This window comes from Streptomyces spectabilis (assembly GCF_008704795.1).
GTDB classification, from domain to species: domain Bacteria; phylum Actinomycetota; class Actinomycetes; order Streptomycetales; family Streptomycetaceae; genus Streptomyces; species Streptomyces spectabilis.
The window spans coordinates 8042896-8058048 of record NZ_CP023690.1 but is presented as its reverse complement, the minus strand read 5'-3'; the positions used below and the strand labels follow the sequence as shown (position 1 = coordinate 8058048).

General features: G+C 74.1%; 10 protein-coding genes. 6 read left to right on the top strand and 4 right to left on the bottom strand.

Annotated elements, in window-relative coordinates; all coding sequences use genetic code 11:
• Nucleotides 1-595: 595 nt before the first annotated feature.
• Together CP982_RS34895 and CP982_RS34890 are read left to right on the top strand one after the other, a co-directional pair.
• A complete protein-coding gene (locus CP982_RS34895) occupies nt 596-1927 on the top strand; it encodes a glycosyltransferase (protein ID WP_212669202.1) in 1332 nt (443 codons plus the stop codon).
• Nucleotides 1924-2625: a 4'-phosphopantetheinyl transferase family protein gene (locus CP982_RS34890; RefSeq protein ID WP_229879326.1), complete on the top strand. Its 702-nt coding sequence runs from the start codon at nt 1924-1926 to the stop codon at nt 2623-2625. The genes CP982_RS34895 and CP982_RS34890 overlap by 4 nt, the downstream gene beginning before the upstream one ends.
• A gap of 187 nt (nt 2626-2812) precedes the next feature.
• Here CP982_RS34890 and CP982_RS34885 read toward each other — a convergent pair whose 3' ends face one another.
• Nucleotides 2813-3382, bottom strand: a complete 570-nt coding sequence (locus CP982_RS34885) for a TetR/AcrR family transcriptional regulator (RefSeq protein ID WP_150514114.1) — start codon at nt 3380-3382, stop codon at nt 2813-2815.
• Nucleotides 3383-3736: 354 nt separating this feature from the next.
• Here CP982_RS34885 and CP982_RS34880 point away from each other — a divergent pair, with 354 nt between their 5' ends.
• Nucleotides 3737-4333 (top strand): dihydrofolate reductase family protein, encoded by a 597-nt coding sequence (locus CP982_RS34880; RefSeq protein WP_150514113.1) that lies wholly within the window; start codon nt 3737-3739, stop codon nt 4331-4333.
• An 83-nt stretch (nt 4334-4416) separates the two neighbouring features.
• Here CP982_RS34880 and CP982_RS34875 read toward each other — a convergent pair whose 3' ends face one another.
• Nucleotides 4417-6300 (bottom strand): ABC transporter ATP-binding protein, encoded by a 1884-nt coding sequence (locus CP982_RS34875; RefSeq protein ID WP_170316547.1) that lies wholly within the window; start codon nt 6298-6300, stop codon nt 4417-4419.
• Between the two features lie 167 nt (nt 6301-6467).
• Here CP982_RS34875 and bglX point away from each other — a divergent pair, with 167 nt between their 5' ends.
• Nucleotides 6468-8744: a beta-glucosidase BglX gene (gene bglX, locus CP982_RS34870; protein ID WP_150514112.1), complete on the top strand. Its 2277-nt coding sequence runs from the start codon at nt 6468-6470 to the stop codon at nt 8742-8744.
• A gap of 17 nt (nt 8745-8761) precedes the next feature.
• Here bglX and CP982_RS34865 read toward each other — a convergent pair whose 3' ends face one another.
• Nucleotides 8762-9634, bottom strand: a complete 873-nt coding sequence (locus CP982_RS34865) for a GNAT family N-acetyltransferase (RefSeq protein ID WP_150514111.1) — start codon at nt 9632-9634, stop codon at nt 8762-8764.
• Between the two features lie 232 nt (nt 9635-9866).
• Between CP982_RS34865 and CP982_RS34860 the strand changes: the two genes are divergently transcribed.
• Together CP982_RS34860 and CP982_RS34855 are read left to right on the top strand one after the other, a co-directional pair.
• Nucleotides 9867-10925, top strand: a complete 1059-nt coding sequence (locus tag CP982_RS34860) for a medium chain dehydrogenase/reductase family protein (protein ID WP_150514110.1) — start codon at nt 9867-9869, stop codon at nt 10923-10925.
• A gap of 156 nt (nt 10926-11081) precedes the next feature.
• A complete protein-coding gene (locus tag CP982_RS34855) occupies nt 11082-13199 on the top strand; it encodes an ABC transporter ATP-binding protein (protein ID WP_229879328.1) in 2118 nt (705 codons plus the stop codon).
• Here CP982_RS34855 and CP982_RS34850 read toward each other — a convergent pair.
• On the bottom strand, nt 13159-15102 hold the full coding sequence (locus CP982_RS34850; protein ID WP_150514109.1) for a helix-turn-helix domain-containing protein: 1944 nt from the start codon (nt 15100-15102) through the stop codon (nt 13159-13161). The two genes, CP982_RS34855 and CP982_RS34850, sit on opposite strands and share 41 nt — an antisense overlap.
• Nucleotides 15103-15153 lie beyond the last annotated feature (51 nt).

Sequence of the window (15153 nt, the reverse complement as noted above, 5' to 3'; positions counted from 1 at the left end):
AATTCCCTGTGAAAGTTTCCGGGACGCCACCGGCACGGCCGACACCGCGACGGAGTTGCCGACGGAAGCCCCGCCACGCGGCGGGGAGCGCCCGCACCCCGGAGCGCCGACCGCGTCACATTGTTACGACCACGTTTCCGGCCACCGCTCGCTTTGACAGCGCGAACGCGAGGGGGCAACTCGCCCCGGCCGCAGGCGAACTCCGTCGAACGTCCCGGCCGCCGCCACAAAGCATTCTTTGTGCGCTGGGCCACATCGGCGGGCGCGGCACCGGGTATGCGGGACGGCCCCTCGGCGGGGCCCTAGGGGACGGATAGGGGTGGAGGGCGGTATCCGCCGCGGCTAGCCTCCGGCGGGAGGAATCACCGGCACGACAGCGGCGCCCTCGTGCGTCGGCGGCCCCCCTCCCCCGGGCCCGACGTGTCTGCCTGTGCCACGCCCCCGGGCGGTCGCCCGTGATCCTCCCGGAAACGCCTGCCGGCCAGGGCACGCCGATGTGACGCGCTCGCGTGGGACGCACGCGCGCAGACCCGTAGAGGACGACGATGGCGATAACGCAGACACCGAGCGCGCTCCGAGCCGGGAGCGTGCCCCGATGACCGTGTCCGGCCCCGGCCCCGGCCCCTGCCCCGGCTCCGCCGCCGACTCCGGCCCGGACTCCGGTTCCGGCGCCAGCTCCGGCTCGGGCTCGGGATCCGGCTCGGCCGCCGAAGAAGCCGCGGGGCCCGAAGGGCTCGGTCAGGGCGCCCCGGACGGCGTGCGCACCACCGTCACCGTGATCATCCCGACGTTCAACGAGGCGGAGAACGTCGAGGAGTTGCTCGCCCGCCTCGCCGCCGCCCTGCCCGGGCACCTGGACTGCGAGGCCCTGTTCGTCGACGACAGCACCGACGCCACCCCGGCCGCGATCGAGCGATCCGCCCTGACCTGCCCGTTCCCCGTGCACGTCATCCACCGCGAGGTGCCGGCGGGCGGGCTGAGCGGGGCCGTGGTGGAAGGCATGAAGGCCGCCGCGTCGGAGTGGCTCGTCGTCATGGACGCCGACCTCCAGCACCCGCCGTCCCTGCTGCCCGAGCTGATCGAGACGGGGCGCCGCACCGGCGCCGAACTGGTCGTCGCCAGCCGGTACGCGGGCGGCGGCAGCCACGCCGGGCTCTCCGGCCGCTACCGCGTCGCGGTCTCGCGCGCCTCGACCCTGGTGACCAAGTCCCTCTTCCCCTCGGCGCTGCGCGGCATCAGCGACCCGATGAGCGGGTTCTTCGCGATCCGCCGCGCCACCGTGCGCGCCAAGGCCGACATCCTCAAGCCGCTGGGCTACAAGATCCTGCTGGAGCTGGCCATCCGCTGCCGCCCGCGCACGGTCGCCGAGGTGCCGTTCTCCTTCCAGGAGCGGTACGCGGGCGAGTCGAAGTCGACCGTGCGCGAGGGCCTGCGCTTCCTGAACCACCTGGTGGCCCTGCGCACCGCGACCCCCACGGCCCGCATCGTCGCCTTCGGCGTCATCGGCCTGTCCGGCTTCCTGCCCAACCTGCTCGGCCTCGCCGCGCTCACGGCCGTGGGCCTGCACTACCTGCCCGCCGAGATCGTGGCCAACCAGTTCGGCGTGCTGTGGAACTTCGTCCTGATCGATCTGCTGCTCTTCCGCGGCAGGCGTGACCACCGGCACTGGGCCGACCGCCTCGGCCGGTTCGCGCTGCTCGCCAACGCCGACCTGCTGCTGCGCATCCCGCTCATCGCGCTGCTCGTCGACGGTGCGGACATGGCGGTCCTGCCCGCCACCGCGCTCGCCCTCCTGACGACGTTCGTCGTGCGCTTCGTCGCCACCGAACTGCTCGTCTACCTGCCCGCACGCGGCCGGGACGAACGGGCGGACACCGCACTCACCGAGCAGGACCGGGAAGGCCGGGAGAAGGAGGGCACGCCGTGAGCACCGGCACGCGTCAGGCGCCCCCGCCCCTGCTGGCGCGCCTCCTCCCCGAGGACGTCGTCTGCCGCGAGTGCACGCACGACCCGGAGGGCGTCGTACTGCACCCCGACGAGGAAGCCCTGATCGCCCGGTCCGTGGAGGCGCGGCGCCGCGAGTTCACCACGGGCCGGTACTGCGCGCACCGCGCCCTGGAGGATCTGGGTCGGCCCGCCGCGGCCGTCCTGCCCGACGTCAAGGGCAGTCCGCGGTGGCCCGCCGCCGTCGTCGGCAGCATCACGCACTGCGCGGGCTACCGTGCCGCCGCCGTCGCCCTGAGCGCGCGCGTCCGCTCGGTCGGCATCGACGCGACGCCGGGCGAGCCGCTGCCGGAGGGGGTTCTGGAGGCCGTGGCCCTGCCCGTGGAGCAGCGGCGCGTGCGCGCGCATCTGGAGCGGTGGCCCGAAGTGCGCTGGGACCGCGTCCTGTTCAGCGCCAAGGAGAGCGTCTACAAGACCTGGTATCCGCTGCGGCGCGGGCCGCTGGGGTTCGAGGAGGCCGACGTGACGTTCCACCGGTCCGCGGATCCGGCGTCGGGCGGGTTCACCGCGCGGATCCTGCCGCCCGTGCGCGGCCTCGGCTTCCCCCAGGAGCTCACGGGCCGCTGGCTGGCGCACGACGGCCTGGTCCTGACGGCGATCGCGCTGCGGCCCGGGGACTGAACGGCGGCCGGGCGGCACACCGGCCCGGAGCGGCGCGTCCTTCCATGGGGGAAATGGAAGGACGCGCCGCTCCGGGACCGGCCCTGTCCGAAGAGCCCTGCGGCGGCCCTTCCGCGTTCCACAGTAGGGCGGCGCACCGCGCCCCGAGTACCCCTAACCAGCCCTTACCGGGCCGCGCCGCCCGGCCTCAGCGCAGCAGCCGCTGCGGCAGCTCCTCGATGAGCTTGTCGACCGAGAACGGCGTGAGCAGGTCGGGGACCGTCAGATCGTCGATGATCAGGCCGAGCATGGCGAGGTAGAGCAGCACCACGCCGGTGCGGTCGCCGGGCAGGCCCGCGTCCAGGTGGAAGCTGACGTTGGCCTCCAGCTGCTGGGCCATGAACCGGTTCAGCTCGGCGTGGAGTTCGGGGCGGCGGGTGGCTTCCAGGCGCATTTCGAGCAGGGCCAGATGGCTGCTGCGGTCGGCCCGCATCCGCTCGACGAGCTGCTTGAGGAGCGTGACCACGAGGTCCGTGGACGGCGCCTCGCGCATCGTGTCCGCCAGCGCGTCCTCCGCGGGCAGCAGGCGCTCCTGGACGCGCTGCATGACCTGGGCGAGCAGGTCCGCGCGGTGGGCGAAGTAGTTGCTGGCCGTGCCCTTGGGGACCTCCGCCTCCGCGTCGAGCGCGCGCAGCGTGAGCCCGCGGGAGCCCTCGCGCGCGAGCACCTCGATCGCGGCGTCAAGGAGCGCGGTACGGCGGGCGGGGTTCTGTCTCATGACGTCTTCTCGATTCCCTTGACACCACTGCAAGTGAAGTACTACGTTCTTACCACTGCAAGCAGAGTACATCACCTGATGCGCTCTGGAGGCACCCCACGCGGCCCGTCCGGGCCGTCGGCAGCCCGTCCCGGGTCGTGGTCAGCGACCCGCCGAAGGAGTCCAGATGCGAGCCAACACCACCGTCCGCGCCCAGCGGCAGTTCCGCGCCGGCCAGCCCCGCCGCCCCTTCCCACAGCCCGCCAAGCCGCACTCGATGCCGCGCCCACGGCCTCTCCCGAAGCCCGGCAGCCGCGGCTGATCCGTCGCCGCCCCACCGCCACCACCACCGCCTTCCTCACCTCTGGAGCCCGTATGCGCAAGCTGACCTACTTCATCGCGATGTCCCTCGACGGCCGCATCGCCGGGCCCGACGGCTCCGACCCCACGGGCCCCGACGGCTTCTGGCCGGTGAGCGAGGACTACGTCCGCCTGCTCGCCGAGAAGTACCCCGAGACGCTCCCCGTCCAGGCGCGGTCCGCCCTCGGCATCACCGCCGATGGCACCCACTTCGACACGATGCTCGAAGGGCGCAACACGTACCAGAACGGCCTGGACGCGGGATTCACCGACTGCTATCCGCACCTGCGGCACCTCGTCTTCAGCCGGACCCTCACCGAGAGCCCGGACCCGGCCGTCGAGCTCGTCACCACCGACCCGGCCGCCAGGGTCCGCGCGCTCAAGCGCGAGCCCGGCAAGGGCCTGTGGCTCGTGGGCGGCGGCGAACTCGCGGGCGCCCTGTACGCCGAGATCGACCGCCTCGTCATCAAGCTCGCCCCCCTCACGGTGGGCACGGGCATCCCCCTGTTCGGCGAGAAGGCCCCCTTCGACCCCACCCTCTGGCAGCGCACCGAGGTGGACGCCCTGGACAGCGGCACCGTGTTCCTGACGTACGAGAAGCAGACCGCGTAGCCCCCTCTACGCCTCAGCACCGCGCGGACCCGTCCCGGGAAGGGGCGGGTCCGCGCGGTGCTGAGGGGCCGTGCGGGGCGTCGCTATGCCGCCACCTCCACGTCGTCCCCCGTGAGGAACTGCGTCCGGTACAGCTCGGCGTACCGTCCGCCCGTCAGGAGGAGTTCCTCGTGCGTTCCGCGCTCCACGATCCGGCCGTCCTCGACCACGAGGATCTGGTCGGCGGAGCGCACGGTCGACAGACGGTGGGCGATGACCACGGCGGTGCGCTCGGACAGGGCCTCGGCGAGGGCCTCCTGGACGGCCGCCTCGGAGGTGTTGTCCAGGTGCGCGGTCGCCTCGTCGAGGATGACGACCCGCTGCCGGGCGAGCAGGAGCCGCGCGATGGTCATGCGCTGCCGCTCGCCGCCCGAGAGCCGGTAGCCCCGCTCGCCGACGACGGTGTCGAGCCCGTCGGGCAGCGACCGCACGAGGTCGTCGAGGCGGGCCCGGCGCAGCACCTCCCACAGGTCGTCCTCGTCGGCGCCGGGCCGGGCGAGCAGCAGGTTCGCGCGGACGGACTCGTGGAAGAGGTGGCCGTCCTGGGTGACCATGCCGATGGTGTCGCGCAGGGAGTCGGCGGACAGGTCGCGCACGTCCACGCCGCCGACGCGCACGGTCCCGGCGTCGGCGTCGTACAGGCGCGGCAGGAGCTGCGCGATCGTCGACTTGCCCGCGCCGGAGGAGCCGACGAGCGCGACGGTCTGTCCGGGCTCGGCGCGGAAGGACAGGCCGTGCAGGACCTCGGCGCCGCCGCGGCCGTCGAGCGACGCGACCTCCTCCAGGGAGGCGAGGGAGACCTTGTCGGCGGCCGGGTAGCCGAAGCGGACGTCGTCGAACTCCACGGCGACGGGGCCCTCGGGCACCCGCCCCGCGTCCGGCTTCTCGGCGATGAGCGGCTCCAGGTCGAGGACTTCGAAGACCCGCTCGAAGCTCACGAGGGCGCTCATCACCTCGACGCGGGCGCCGGCGAGAGCCGTCAGCGGCGCGTACAGCCGGGTCAGGAGCAGGGCGAGGGAGACGACGGCGCCCGCCTCCAGGGAGCCTTCGAGCGCGAAGTACCCGCCGAGGCCGTAGACGAGGGCGAGCGCGAGAGCCGACACCAGGGTGAGGGCGGTGATGAACGCCGACTGGGCCATGGCCGTGCGCACCCCGATGTCGCGCACCCGGCTCGCCCGCTCGGCGAACTCGGCGGACTCGTCGCCGGGCCGCCCGAAGAGCTTGATGAGGGTCGCGCCGGGGGCGGAGAAGCGCTCGGTCATCCGGGTGCCCATGGCGGCGTTGTGGTGGGCGGCCTCCCGCTGGAGCCGCGCCATCCGGGTGCCCATGCGCCGCGCGGGCAGCACGAACACCGGCAGCAGGACGAGCGCGAGCAGCGTGATCTGCCAGGACAGGGCGAGCATCACGCCGAGGGTGAGCAGCAGCGTGACGACGTTGGCGACGACACCCGAAAGAGTGTTGCTGAAGGCGCGTTGCGCGCCGATCACGTCGTTGTTGAGGCGGCTGACGAGCGCCCCGGTGCGGGTGCGCGTGAAGAACGCGACCGGCATGCGCTGCACATGGTCGAAGACGGCCGTGCGCAGGTCGAGGATCAGACCTTCGCCCAGGGTCGCCGACAGCCAGCGGCTGAGGATGCCGAGGGCCGCTTCGGCGACCGCGATGACGGCGATGAGCAGGGCGTACCGGACGACGAGCGAGGAGTCGGCGCCGGAGACGATGGCGTCCACGACGTGCCCGGCGAGGATCGGCGTGGCCACGGCGAGCACCGCGGTGAGGACGCTGAGCAGGACGAACTGCGTGATGCGGCGGCGGTGCGGGCGGGCGAAGGCGGCGATGCGGCGCAGCGTCGCGCGGGCGAAGGGGCGGCGTTCCTGCTGGGCGTTCATGACGCTGTACATCTGCGTCCACGCCGTGGTTTCCATGCTCATGGAAGGAACCGTAGGACCTCAACCAATGTTGAGGTCAAGCGTGGAGGCGATCCACTCGACTGCCTCCGCCGCCTGCCTTGACCCTCCTGTACCCGCCCCGTACTTTCGCTTCGACTCTTGTGGCCACTCCCCCGCTTGCCCCCACCGTGACGTGAGAAGGCGAACACATGCGAGAGCTACGCAGGCGCACGCTGCTGTCCGGTTTGTCGGTGGTGGGTGGTGCGGCCGTCGCGGGTGGCGCCGTCAGCGCCGGGATCGCCGGGGCCGCGCCCCGGCCCGGCCGTCACGGCCGCGAGGTCGAGAAGCTGCTCGACCGTATGACTGTCGAAGAGAAGCTGGGGCAGCTCCAGCAGCTCGCCTGGGCCTGGGACACCGGCCCTGGCGGCGGCGGGACGAAGGACGTGGAGGACGCGGCGCGGGCGGGCCGCCTCGGGTCCGTCCTTTCCATCTTCGGCGCGAAGAGCACCAACGCCGTGCAGCGCATCGCCGTCGAGGAGTCCCGGCTCGGCATTCCGCTGCTCTTCGGGCTCGACGTCATCCACGGCTTCTGGACGACGTTCCCGATCCCGCTGGCGCAGGCGGCGAGCTTCGACCCCGCGGTGACGCGCACCGACGCCGAGGTCTCCGCGCGGGAGGCCCGGGCGAACGGCGTGCACTGGACGTTCTCGCCGATGATGGACGTCACGCACGAGCCGCGCTGGGGCCGCGTCGCCGAGAGCTGCGGCGAAGACCCCTATCTGACGGCGCGGTTCGCCGCCGCCAAGGTCGAGGGCTACCAGGGCCGGGACTACCGGGCGAAGGACCGCCTCGCCGCCTGCGCCAAGCACTTCGTCGCGTACGGCGGCGCCGAGGGCGGCCGCGACTACAACACCGTGGACGTGTCGGAGTCCCGGCTCCGCAATCTGTACCTGCCGCCGTTCAAGGCCGCCCTCGACGCGGGCGTGGCCACCGTCATGGCCTCCTTCAACACCATCAGCGGCGTCCCGGCGCACGGCAACGCCCACACCCTCACGGACGTCCTCAGGAAGGAGTGGGGCTTCGACGGCTTCGTCGTCAGCGACTGGACCGGCGTGCAGGAGCTGGTCGCCCACGGCTTCGCCGAGGACGGCGCGGCGGCGGCCCGGCTCGCGCTCACCGCGGGCGTCGACATGGAGATGGTCAGCACCACCCTGCGCGAGCACGGCAAGCAGCTGCTGCGCGAGGGGCGGATCAGTGAGCACCGGCTCGACGAGGCGGTGGCGCGGATCCTCGGCCTGAAGTTCGCCCTCGGCCTGTTCGACGATCCGTACGTCGACGAGACCGCGGGCGCGGCCGTCGACGGGCCGACCCCCGCGACGCGCGGGGCCGCGCGCTCGGCGGCCGCCCGCTCGCTGGTGCTCCTGAAGAACGACCGGGCCGCGCTGCCGCTCGAGAAGTCCCTCGCGTCCCTCGCCGTGGTCGGGCCGTTCGCCGACTCCGCCGACCTGCTCGGCACCTGGGTGGTCCCGGCCGCGGCGGAGAAGTACCCGTCGGTGAAGGTCCTCGACGCGATCCGGCGCGCGGCGCCGGGCGCGAAGGTGACGTACGCCCTCGGGGTCGACGCCGCGGGCGAGGACACCGGCGGCATCCCGGAGGCGGTCGCGGCCGCGCGGGCCGCCGACGTCACGGTCGTCGTCGTGGGCGAGCCGCCCGCCCTGAGCGGGGAGGCCGCGGCGCGCGCCGACATCGGTCTGCCCGGCGCGCAGGAGAAGCTGATCGAGGCCGTCGCGGCGACCGGCAGGCCGTTCGTGGTGGTGCTCGTGAACGGCCGTCCGCTGACCGTGGGCGGCTGGCTGGAGAGCGCGCCCGCCGTCCTGGAGGCCTGGCACCCGGGCCTGGAGGCCGGGAACGCCATCGCCGACGTGCTGTTCGGGACCGTCAACCCGGGCGGCAAGCTGCCCGTCTCGTTCCCGCGCGCGGTCGGGCAGATCCCCGTCCACTACAACCACGAGTCGACGGGCCGCCCGTACGCCGCCGACAACAAGTACACCTCCACGTACCTGGACCTGCCGCCGGACCCGCAGTTCGCGTTCGGCCACGGCCTGAGCTACACGACCTTCGCGATCGGCGAGCCCCGGCTCAGCCGGACCGGCATCCCCGCCCGCGCGCTGCGCGCGGGCGAGGCGGTGGAGGTGTCCGTCACGGTCACCAACACCGGCGCGCGCGAGGGCGACGAGGTGGTGCAGCTGTACGTCCACGACCTCGCGGCGAGCATCACGCAGCCGGTGCGCAGGCTGCGCGGCTTCCGCCGGGTGACGCTCGCCGCGGGTGCCTCACGGACCGTGCGGTTCCGGCTCGGCGCCGACGACCTGGGATTCTGGACGAACGACCCGCGCGGTGAATTCCGCGTCGAGGAAGGCGCGTTCGACGTCTACGTGGGCAACAGCTCCACGGCGAGGAGCAAGCGGCGGCTCACCGTGACCTGACCCGCGCGCCCCGTCCCTCAGCCCAGCTCCAGGGTGGTGATCCCGAACACCTTGTCCCGCGCGAACTCCCGCACAGGACCGGTGTACATGCGCGCCGTCGCGAACGTCGGCTTCATGCCGCGGGCCTCGACGAGGGCGACGGCGGACGTGTGGGACTCGGGCACGTCGACGGCGACGGGCGCCCCGTCCAGGTCGGCGACAAGGGCGTCCAGGAGGGCCTCGGCGTCCGCCCGGGTGTCGGCGAACAGCGGCCCGATCCGGGCGGCGTCGCGGGCCGGGCGCAGCACCCCGTACCCGGTGATCCGGCCGTCGGCGACGCAGGCGAGCGCGCGGTGGCCCGGCGTGGTCAGCCAGGAGGCGAGGAACCGGGGCCGGTCGGCAGGACAGCAGGAGCCGTCGTACGCCGCGACGGCCTCCGGCCCGAGGTCCCCGACGGGCCGCACGTGCGGGGCCACCGGGCCGGACGGCACCACGGGTCCGACGTACCGCATGCTCCGGTGGCGGAGCTCGAAGCCCGAGCGGCGGTAGTTGTCCTGCTGTGCCGGTACGCCGTCCAGGCCGACGGTGCGGTCACCGGCGTGCGCGAGGGCGGCGCGCCAGGTGGCGATGCCGTGGCCGAGGCCGCGGGCGTCGGGGCGTACGAGATAGAAGCCGAGGAACGCGTACGAGGCGCTGTAGTTGACGACGGAGATCGCCGACACCGGCTCGCCGTCGACACGGCCGATGAAGAATCCCTTTGGGTCCTGGGCGAAGAAGGACTCGGCGTCCCGCAGCCCCGGGTTCCAGCCCTCGTCCGCCGCCCAGCCGGTGACGACGCGCCAGTCGTCGAGCGTGGCGGTGGTCATGCTGAGCCGGCCGGGGGCGCGCCGTCCGGGGGCCGGATTCTCCATCGCCGTACCTTCCTTGAGCGAGTGTGCGCGCTGACCGCGCGGCTTTCCCATCCTGCCCCGCGGGGCGCGCCGGTCAACGCTCGGGCCTCGCGCGTCCCGTCACGACCGCGACTTCCATTAGAGGCTATAACTCTCGCGAGAACATCATTGACAAGATGGGGACGTGGGGCGCATTCTCTCGTTAGAGGTTCTAACTCAAGCGAGACCCACACCCCCCAGAAGAGGTCCAGACATGCGCAAGACCACCGAGGTCGTGCTCCCCGGGATCGTCGAGCCCGAAGGGCTCAGCGTGCGGCGGCGGCCCGCCCCGGCCCCGGGCCCTGGCCAGGCGCTGCTCGCCATGGAGGCCACCGGCGTCTCCTTCGCCGAGCAGCAGATGCGGCGCGGCAAGTACTTCGACCAGCCGCCGTTCCCCTTCGTGCCGGGCTACGACCTGGTGGGGCGCGTGGTGGCCACAGGACCCGGTGTGGACCCCGCCCTCGTCGGGGGCCGCTTCGCCGCGCTGACCAAGACCGGCGGCTGGGCGAGCCATGTCCCCGTGGCCGCCGCGGACCTCGTCCCCGTACCGGAGTCCGTCGCGTCCGCCGACGCCGAGACGCTCGTGGTGAACGGCGTCACCGCCTGGCAGATGCTGCACCGCACCGCGAAGGTCCGGGCGGGCGACACCATCGTGGTGCTCGGCGCGAACGGCGGCGTCGGCTCCACGCTGGCCCAGCTCGCCCGGATCGCGGGCGTCCGCGTCATCGGCACCGCGTCGCGCCGCCACCACGACGCGCTGCGCCGGCTCGGCGTCACGCCCGTCGACTACCGCGATCCCGAGCTGTACGGACGTCTGCGCGGCCTCGCGCCCGACGGTGTGCGGGCGGTCTTCGACCACGTGGGCGGCGAGGCGGTCGTGGAGTCCTTCCGGCTCCTCGCGCCGGGCGGCACGCTCGTGTCGTACGGGACGGCGTCCACGCGTGACGTGGCGGGGTCGTCGAAGGCCCCGGTGCTCAAGCTGTTCGCGCGCCTCGCGCTGTGGCAGGCGCTGCCGAACTCCCGGCACGCGCGCTTCTACAACATCTGGGCCGGACGGCGCCGCGCCGACGCCTTCCGCGAGCGGCTGCGCACGGACCTGGCGCAGGTCTTCGCGCTGCTCGCCGACGGCAGCCTGACCGCCCAGGTCGCCGCGCGCGTCCCGCTGTCACGGGCCTCCGAAGCCCTGCGCCTGGCCGAGTCCGGCACGGTCACGGGCAAGGTCGTCCTGGTTCCGGACGACACCGAGCCCCACGGCGGCCCCTGCGACAAGTGAACGTCGCACGAGCGCACTTCGGGCCCCATTCACTGCCATTCCAGGCCGATTTCACCCCATCCCGCGCAGATTGCGCCCGCCGTACCCCGCCGGGGCCGCTCCCCCGGGAAGGTGGACCAAGGACCCGAAAGGGACCACGGACACCTGGGAGGCAATGTGCGGCAGCACCATCCAGCACGAGCCCGCGCGCGGAAGCGGCGGCGCGGCCGGACGGGCGCGGACCCGGCCGCGCCGCCCGAGCACGCACCGCCGGAACAGCTGCTCTTCGGGGGGCGGTTGCGCAGTTCGTGGGGCTGGACCGTGCACGAGGGTGCGCAGCTCAAGACGTCGTTCCTCACCATCCTGCGGCAGATCCCCACGCTCGTCGGGCACACGGCCGCCCTCGGCTGGCGGGCCGATCCCGTGGCCCTGGTGGTGGTCGCGGTGGCGCAGTTGGGCCAGGCCGCGGCCACCGCGTTCGGGCTGCTCGCCACCAACCGCGTCCTGGTGTCGCTGTTCGCGGCGGGCCCGACCGCCGAGCGGGTGCAGGACGCGCTGCCGTCCCTGATCGGGGTCGCCGCCGCCAGCGCGCTCGCGGCGACGCTGCGGGCCGTGTCCTTCGCGGCCTCGGGCGGACTCGGCCCGAAGGTGGAGCGCATCGCCGCGCTCTCCATGCTGAAGCACGTCATCCGGGTCGAGATGGAGCACATGGAGCGCGCCGACTTCCACGCGGCCCTCGACTCCGGGCAGCACGGCCAGACCGCGGCGCGCCGCCTCATCGAGCACACCCTCGGCATCGTCGAGGCCGCGATGGCGCTCCTCGCCGTCAGCGGGGTCCTCGCCGTGCTGCACCCGGCGCTGCTCCCGCTGCTCGTCGCGGTGATCGTGCCGAAGGCGTGGGGCACCGTCCGGGCGGCCCGCCGGACGTACGAGTCGGTGCAGGTGTGGCTGGAGCACGTGCGCCAACTGGGCGCCCTGCGCCGCCTGTTGATCTCGCAGGACGCGGCGCCGGAGCTGCGGGTGCACGGCGCGGGTCCCTTCCTCCTCGACCAGTTCGACGGGATGGCGGCGCAGGCGTCGGACGAGCAGACGCGCCTCGCGCACCTGGAGGCCCGCACCGACCTCGGCACGTCGGCCCTCTCCGGCCTGACGGCGGCGGTGACGTACGGCCTGCTGGCCTGGCTCCTCACGCACGGCCACATGCCGCTCGCCTCGGGCGCGACGGCCGTCCTCGCGCTGACCAGCGGCACGGCGGGGCTGCGCCGCCTGGTGACGAACATCCATCACCTCTACGAGCAGAGCCTGTTCATGACGGACCTCATTCGGGCCCGCGAGGAGGCGAAGCGGCGCGCCATCCCGGCCACGGGAGCGGCGGTGCCCGAGCCGCCCGCGGAGATCGCCTTCGACCGGGTGACGTTCCGCTACCCCGGCCGTGACCGCGACGCGCTCGACGAGGTGTCCCTCAGCGTCCGCAAGGGCCAGGTGATCGCCCTGGTCGGCGCGAACGGCTCCGGCAAGACGACCCTCAGCAAGCTCCTCGCGGGCCTGTACCTGCCGTCGTCGGGCACGGTCGCGTGGGACGGCACCGATCTGCGCGCGCTCGCGCGCGACGACGTGTTCTCCCATGTGGCCCTTGTGCCGCAGGACTTCCAGCGGTGGCCCTTCACCGCCCGCGCGAACGTGGCGATCAGCCGCCCGGACGCGATCCACGACTCCGCGCGCCTGGACGCGGCGGCCGCGTACGCCGACGCGCAGCGCGTCCTCTGCGAACTCCCGCACGGCTGGGACACCTTGTGCGAGAAGGGGTACGAGGGCGGCGTCGACCTCTCCGGCGGACAGTGGCAGCGCATCGCCCTGGCCCGCGCCTACTTCCGGGACGCGGGCGTCCTCATCTGCGACGAGCCCACCAGCAGCATGGACCCGGCCGCCGAGATCGACGCCTTCGACAAGATCCGCGCGCTCGCCTCCGCAGAGCAGACGATCGTCCTGGTCACGCACCGGCTGCACAGCGTCAAGGAGGCCGACGTCATCTTCGTCCTGGAGGAGGGCAGGCTCGTCGAGCACGGCGACTTCGCCACGCTCATGGCCACCGAGGGGCCGGGGGTCTTCCGGCGCCTCTTCGAGCTCCAGTCGCACCAGTACCGCACGGACCCGGTCGGCACGGACGGCGCCGCCGGCCCGCACGGCCCGGACGGGCCGCTGCCCGCCGGCACCCTGGACGGGGTGCCCGCGCAGCCGCGCCGGGCCCGCGCGGCTAGGCCGGACGGGGCCCCGGCGAGCGGCTCAGGCGGTTGAGCCGCAGGGCGAGCTGGAGCTCCAGGGCGCGGGCGGGGCTGTTCCAGTCGGCGCCGAGGAGCCGCGCGGTGCGGTCCAGGCGCTGCACGACGGTGTTCACGTGGACGTGCAGCACGTCCTTGGCGCGGGACAGGCTCGCGCCCTGGTCGAAGTAGGCCTCCAGGGTGCGGACGAGGTCGGTGCCGCGTCGGGTGTCGTAGTCCAGGACGGGCCCGAGGACGCGGTGCACGTACCCGGCGACGTCCGTACGGTCGCCGAGCAGGACCCCGACGAAGCCGAGGTCCGGCAGGCTCGCGCCCTCCCCGGTGCGGCCGAGGGCGGTCAGGGCCTGGAGGCAGCGCAGGGCCTCGGCGTGGGCGGCGGGCAGCGGCGCGGGCCCGGTGGCGGGGCCCGCGGCGCCGACGGTCACCGGGGCGCCGAGGGCCTCGCCGAGTTCGGCGGCGAGGCGGGCGGCGAGCGGGCCCGGCTCGGCGGTGGGGGCGAGCAGCACGACGTGGCCGCCCAGCGGGCCCGCGAGGCCGCGCAGGGTCCGGGCGTGGCGTATCGCCCGGGTGGCCAGGCGGGCGCGCAGGTCCGGTTCGCCGTGCAGGACGAGCACGGCGGTCGGTTCGGTGAGGTCCACGCCGAGGCGGCGGGCGCGCAGGGCGAGCGTCTCGGCCCGGCGCGGGTCGGTGGCGTGCGCGGCGGTGAGCAGGTCGTCGAGGAGTTCGCCGCGCACCCGGTCCTCGGCCTCGGCCACCGTGCGGCGGAGCAGCAGGAGCAGCGCGGTGTCGAGGCTGGCGCGTTCGAACAGGCGCCGGTCGCTGTCGGTCAGGTCGGGGCGGCCGCCGAGCGCGATGCTGCCGAGGAGTTCGGGCCCGGCGAGCACGGCGGAGACCCAGACCCCGTCGTCGGGCACGGCGCGGCCCCCGGAGCGGGACGCGGCGATGCCGCGGGCGGGCGGGGTCGGCGCGGCGGCGCCCACCCGGGCCAGTTCGGTGCCGTCGGCGTCCTGGATGACCAGGCCGCCGTCGAGGAGCGCGGCGATCTCGGCGGCGACGTCGGCCACGTCGCCGCCGCGCAGCACGATGTCGGTGAGCCGGTCGTGCGTCTCGGCGGCGCGGCGCAGCGCCTCGCTCTGCGCGTGCGCGGTGGCGGTCGCGGCGTTCAGCTCCACGAGCGCGGCGCGGGTCTCCTCCAGGAGGCGGGCGCTGTCGATGGCGACGGCGGCGTGGTCGGCGAGCGAGGCGAGCAGCGCGATCTGGTCGGGGGTGAAGTCGCGCGGGCTGCGGTCGGCGGCGTACAGGACGCCGATGACGCGGCTGCCCACGCGCAGCGGCACGCCGAGGATGCCGCGCAGGCCCTCCTCGCCGACGGCCGTGTCGATGGCGCGGGTGTGCTGGAAGCGGATGTCGGCGCGGTAGTCGGCGCTGGCGTAGGGCCGGGCGGTCTGGGCGACGAGCCCGCCGAGGCCCTCGCCCATGCCGAGCCGCAGTTGCTGGAAGGTCGCGGAGGCGCAGCCGTCGGTGACGCGCATGAACGTGTCGCCCTCGACGGGGTCGTTGAGGGTCAGATACGCGACGTCGGTGCGCAGCAGCAGCCGGGCCCGGCGCACGATGGCGCGCAGGACCGCGTCCAGGTCGCTGAGTGCCGCCAGGTCGCTCGCGGTGTCGAAGAGCGCGGACAGCTCGGCCTCGCGGCGGCGGTGCTGGTCGAGGGTGCGGCGGACGGCGAGGGCCGCGTCGGTGGCCTCCTCGATGAGGGCGAGCTGCGTCCGGTCCGCCCCGGCGGCACGGGCCGCGGCCGCGGGGCGGGCGAACTGCTCGGCGGGGGCGTGCCGTCCGAGGAGGTCGAGCAGTTCCCGCAGGGCCCCCGCGGTGTCGGGGGCGGGTGCGGTGCCGGGGCGGGCGTGGGCGGATGCCATGGGGGCGGCTGCCTTCCGACGTGCGGGGGTCTCCACGACCTCGGCGGCGGG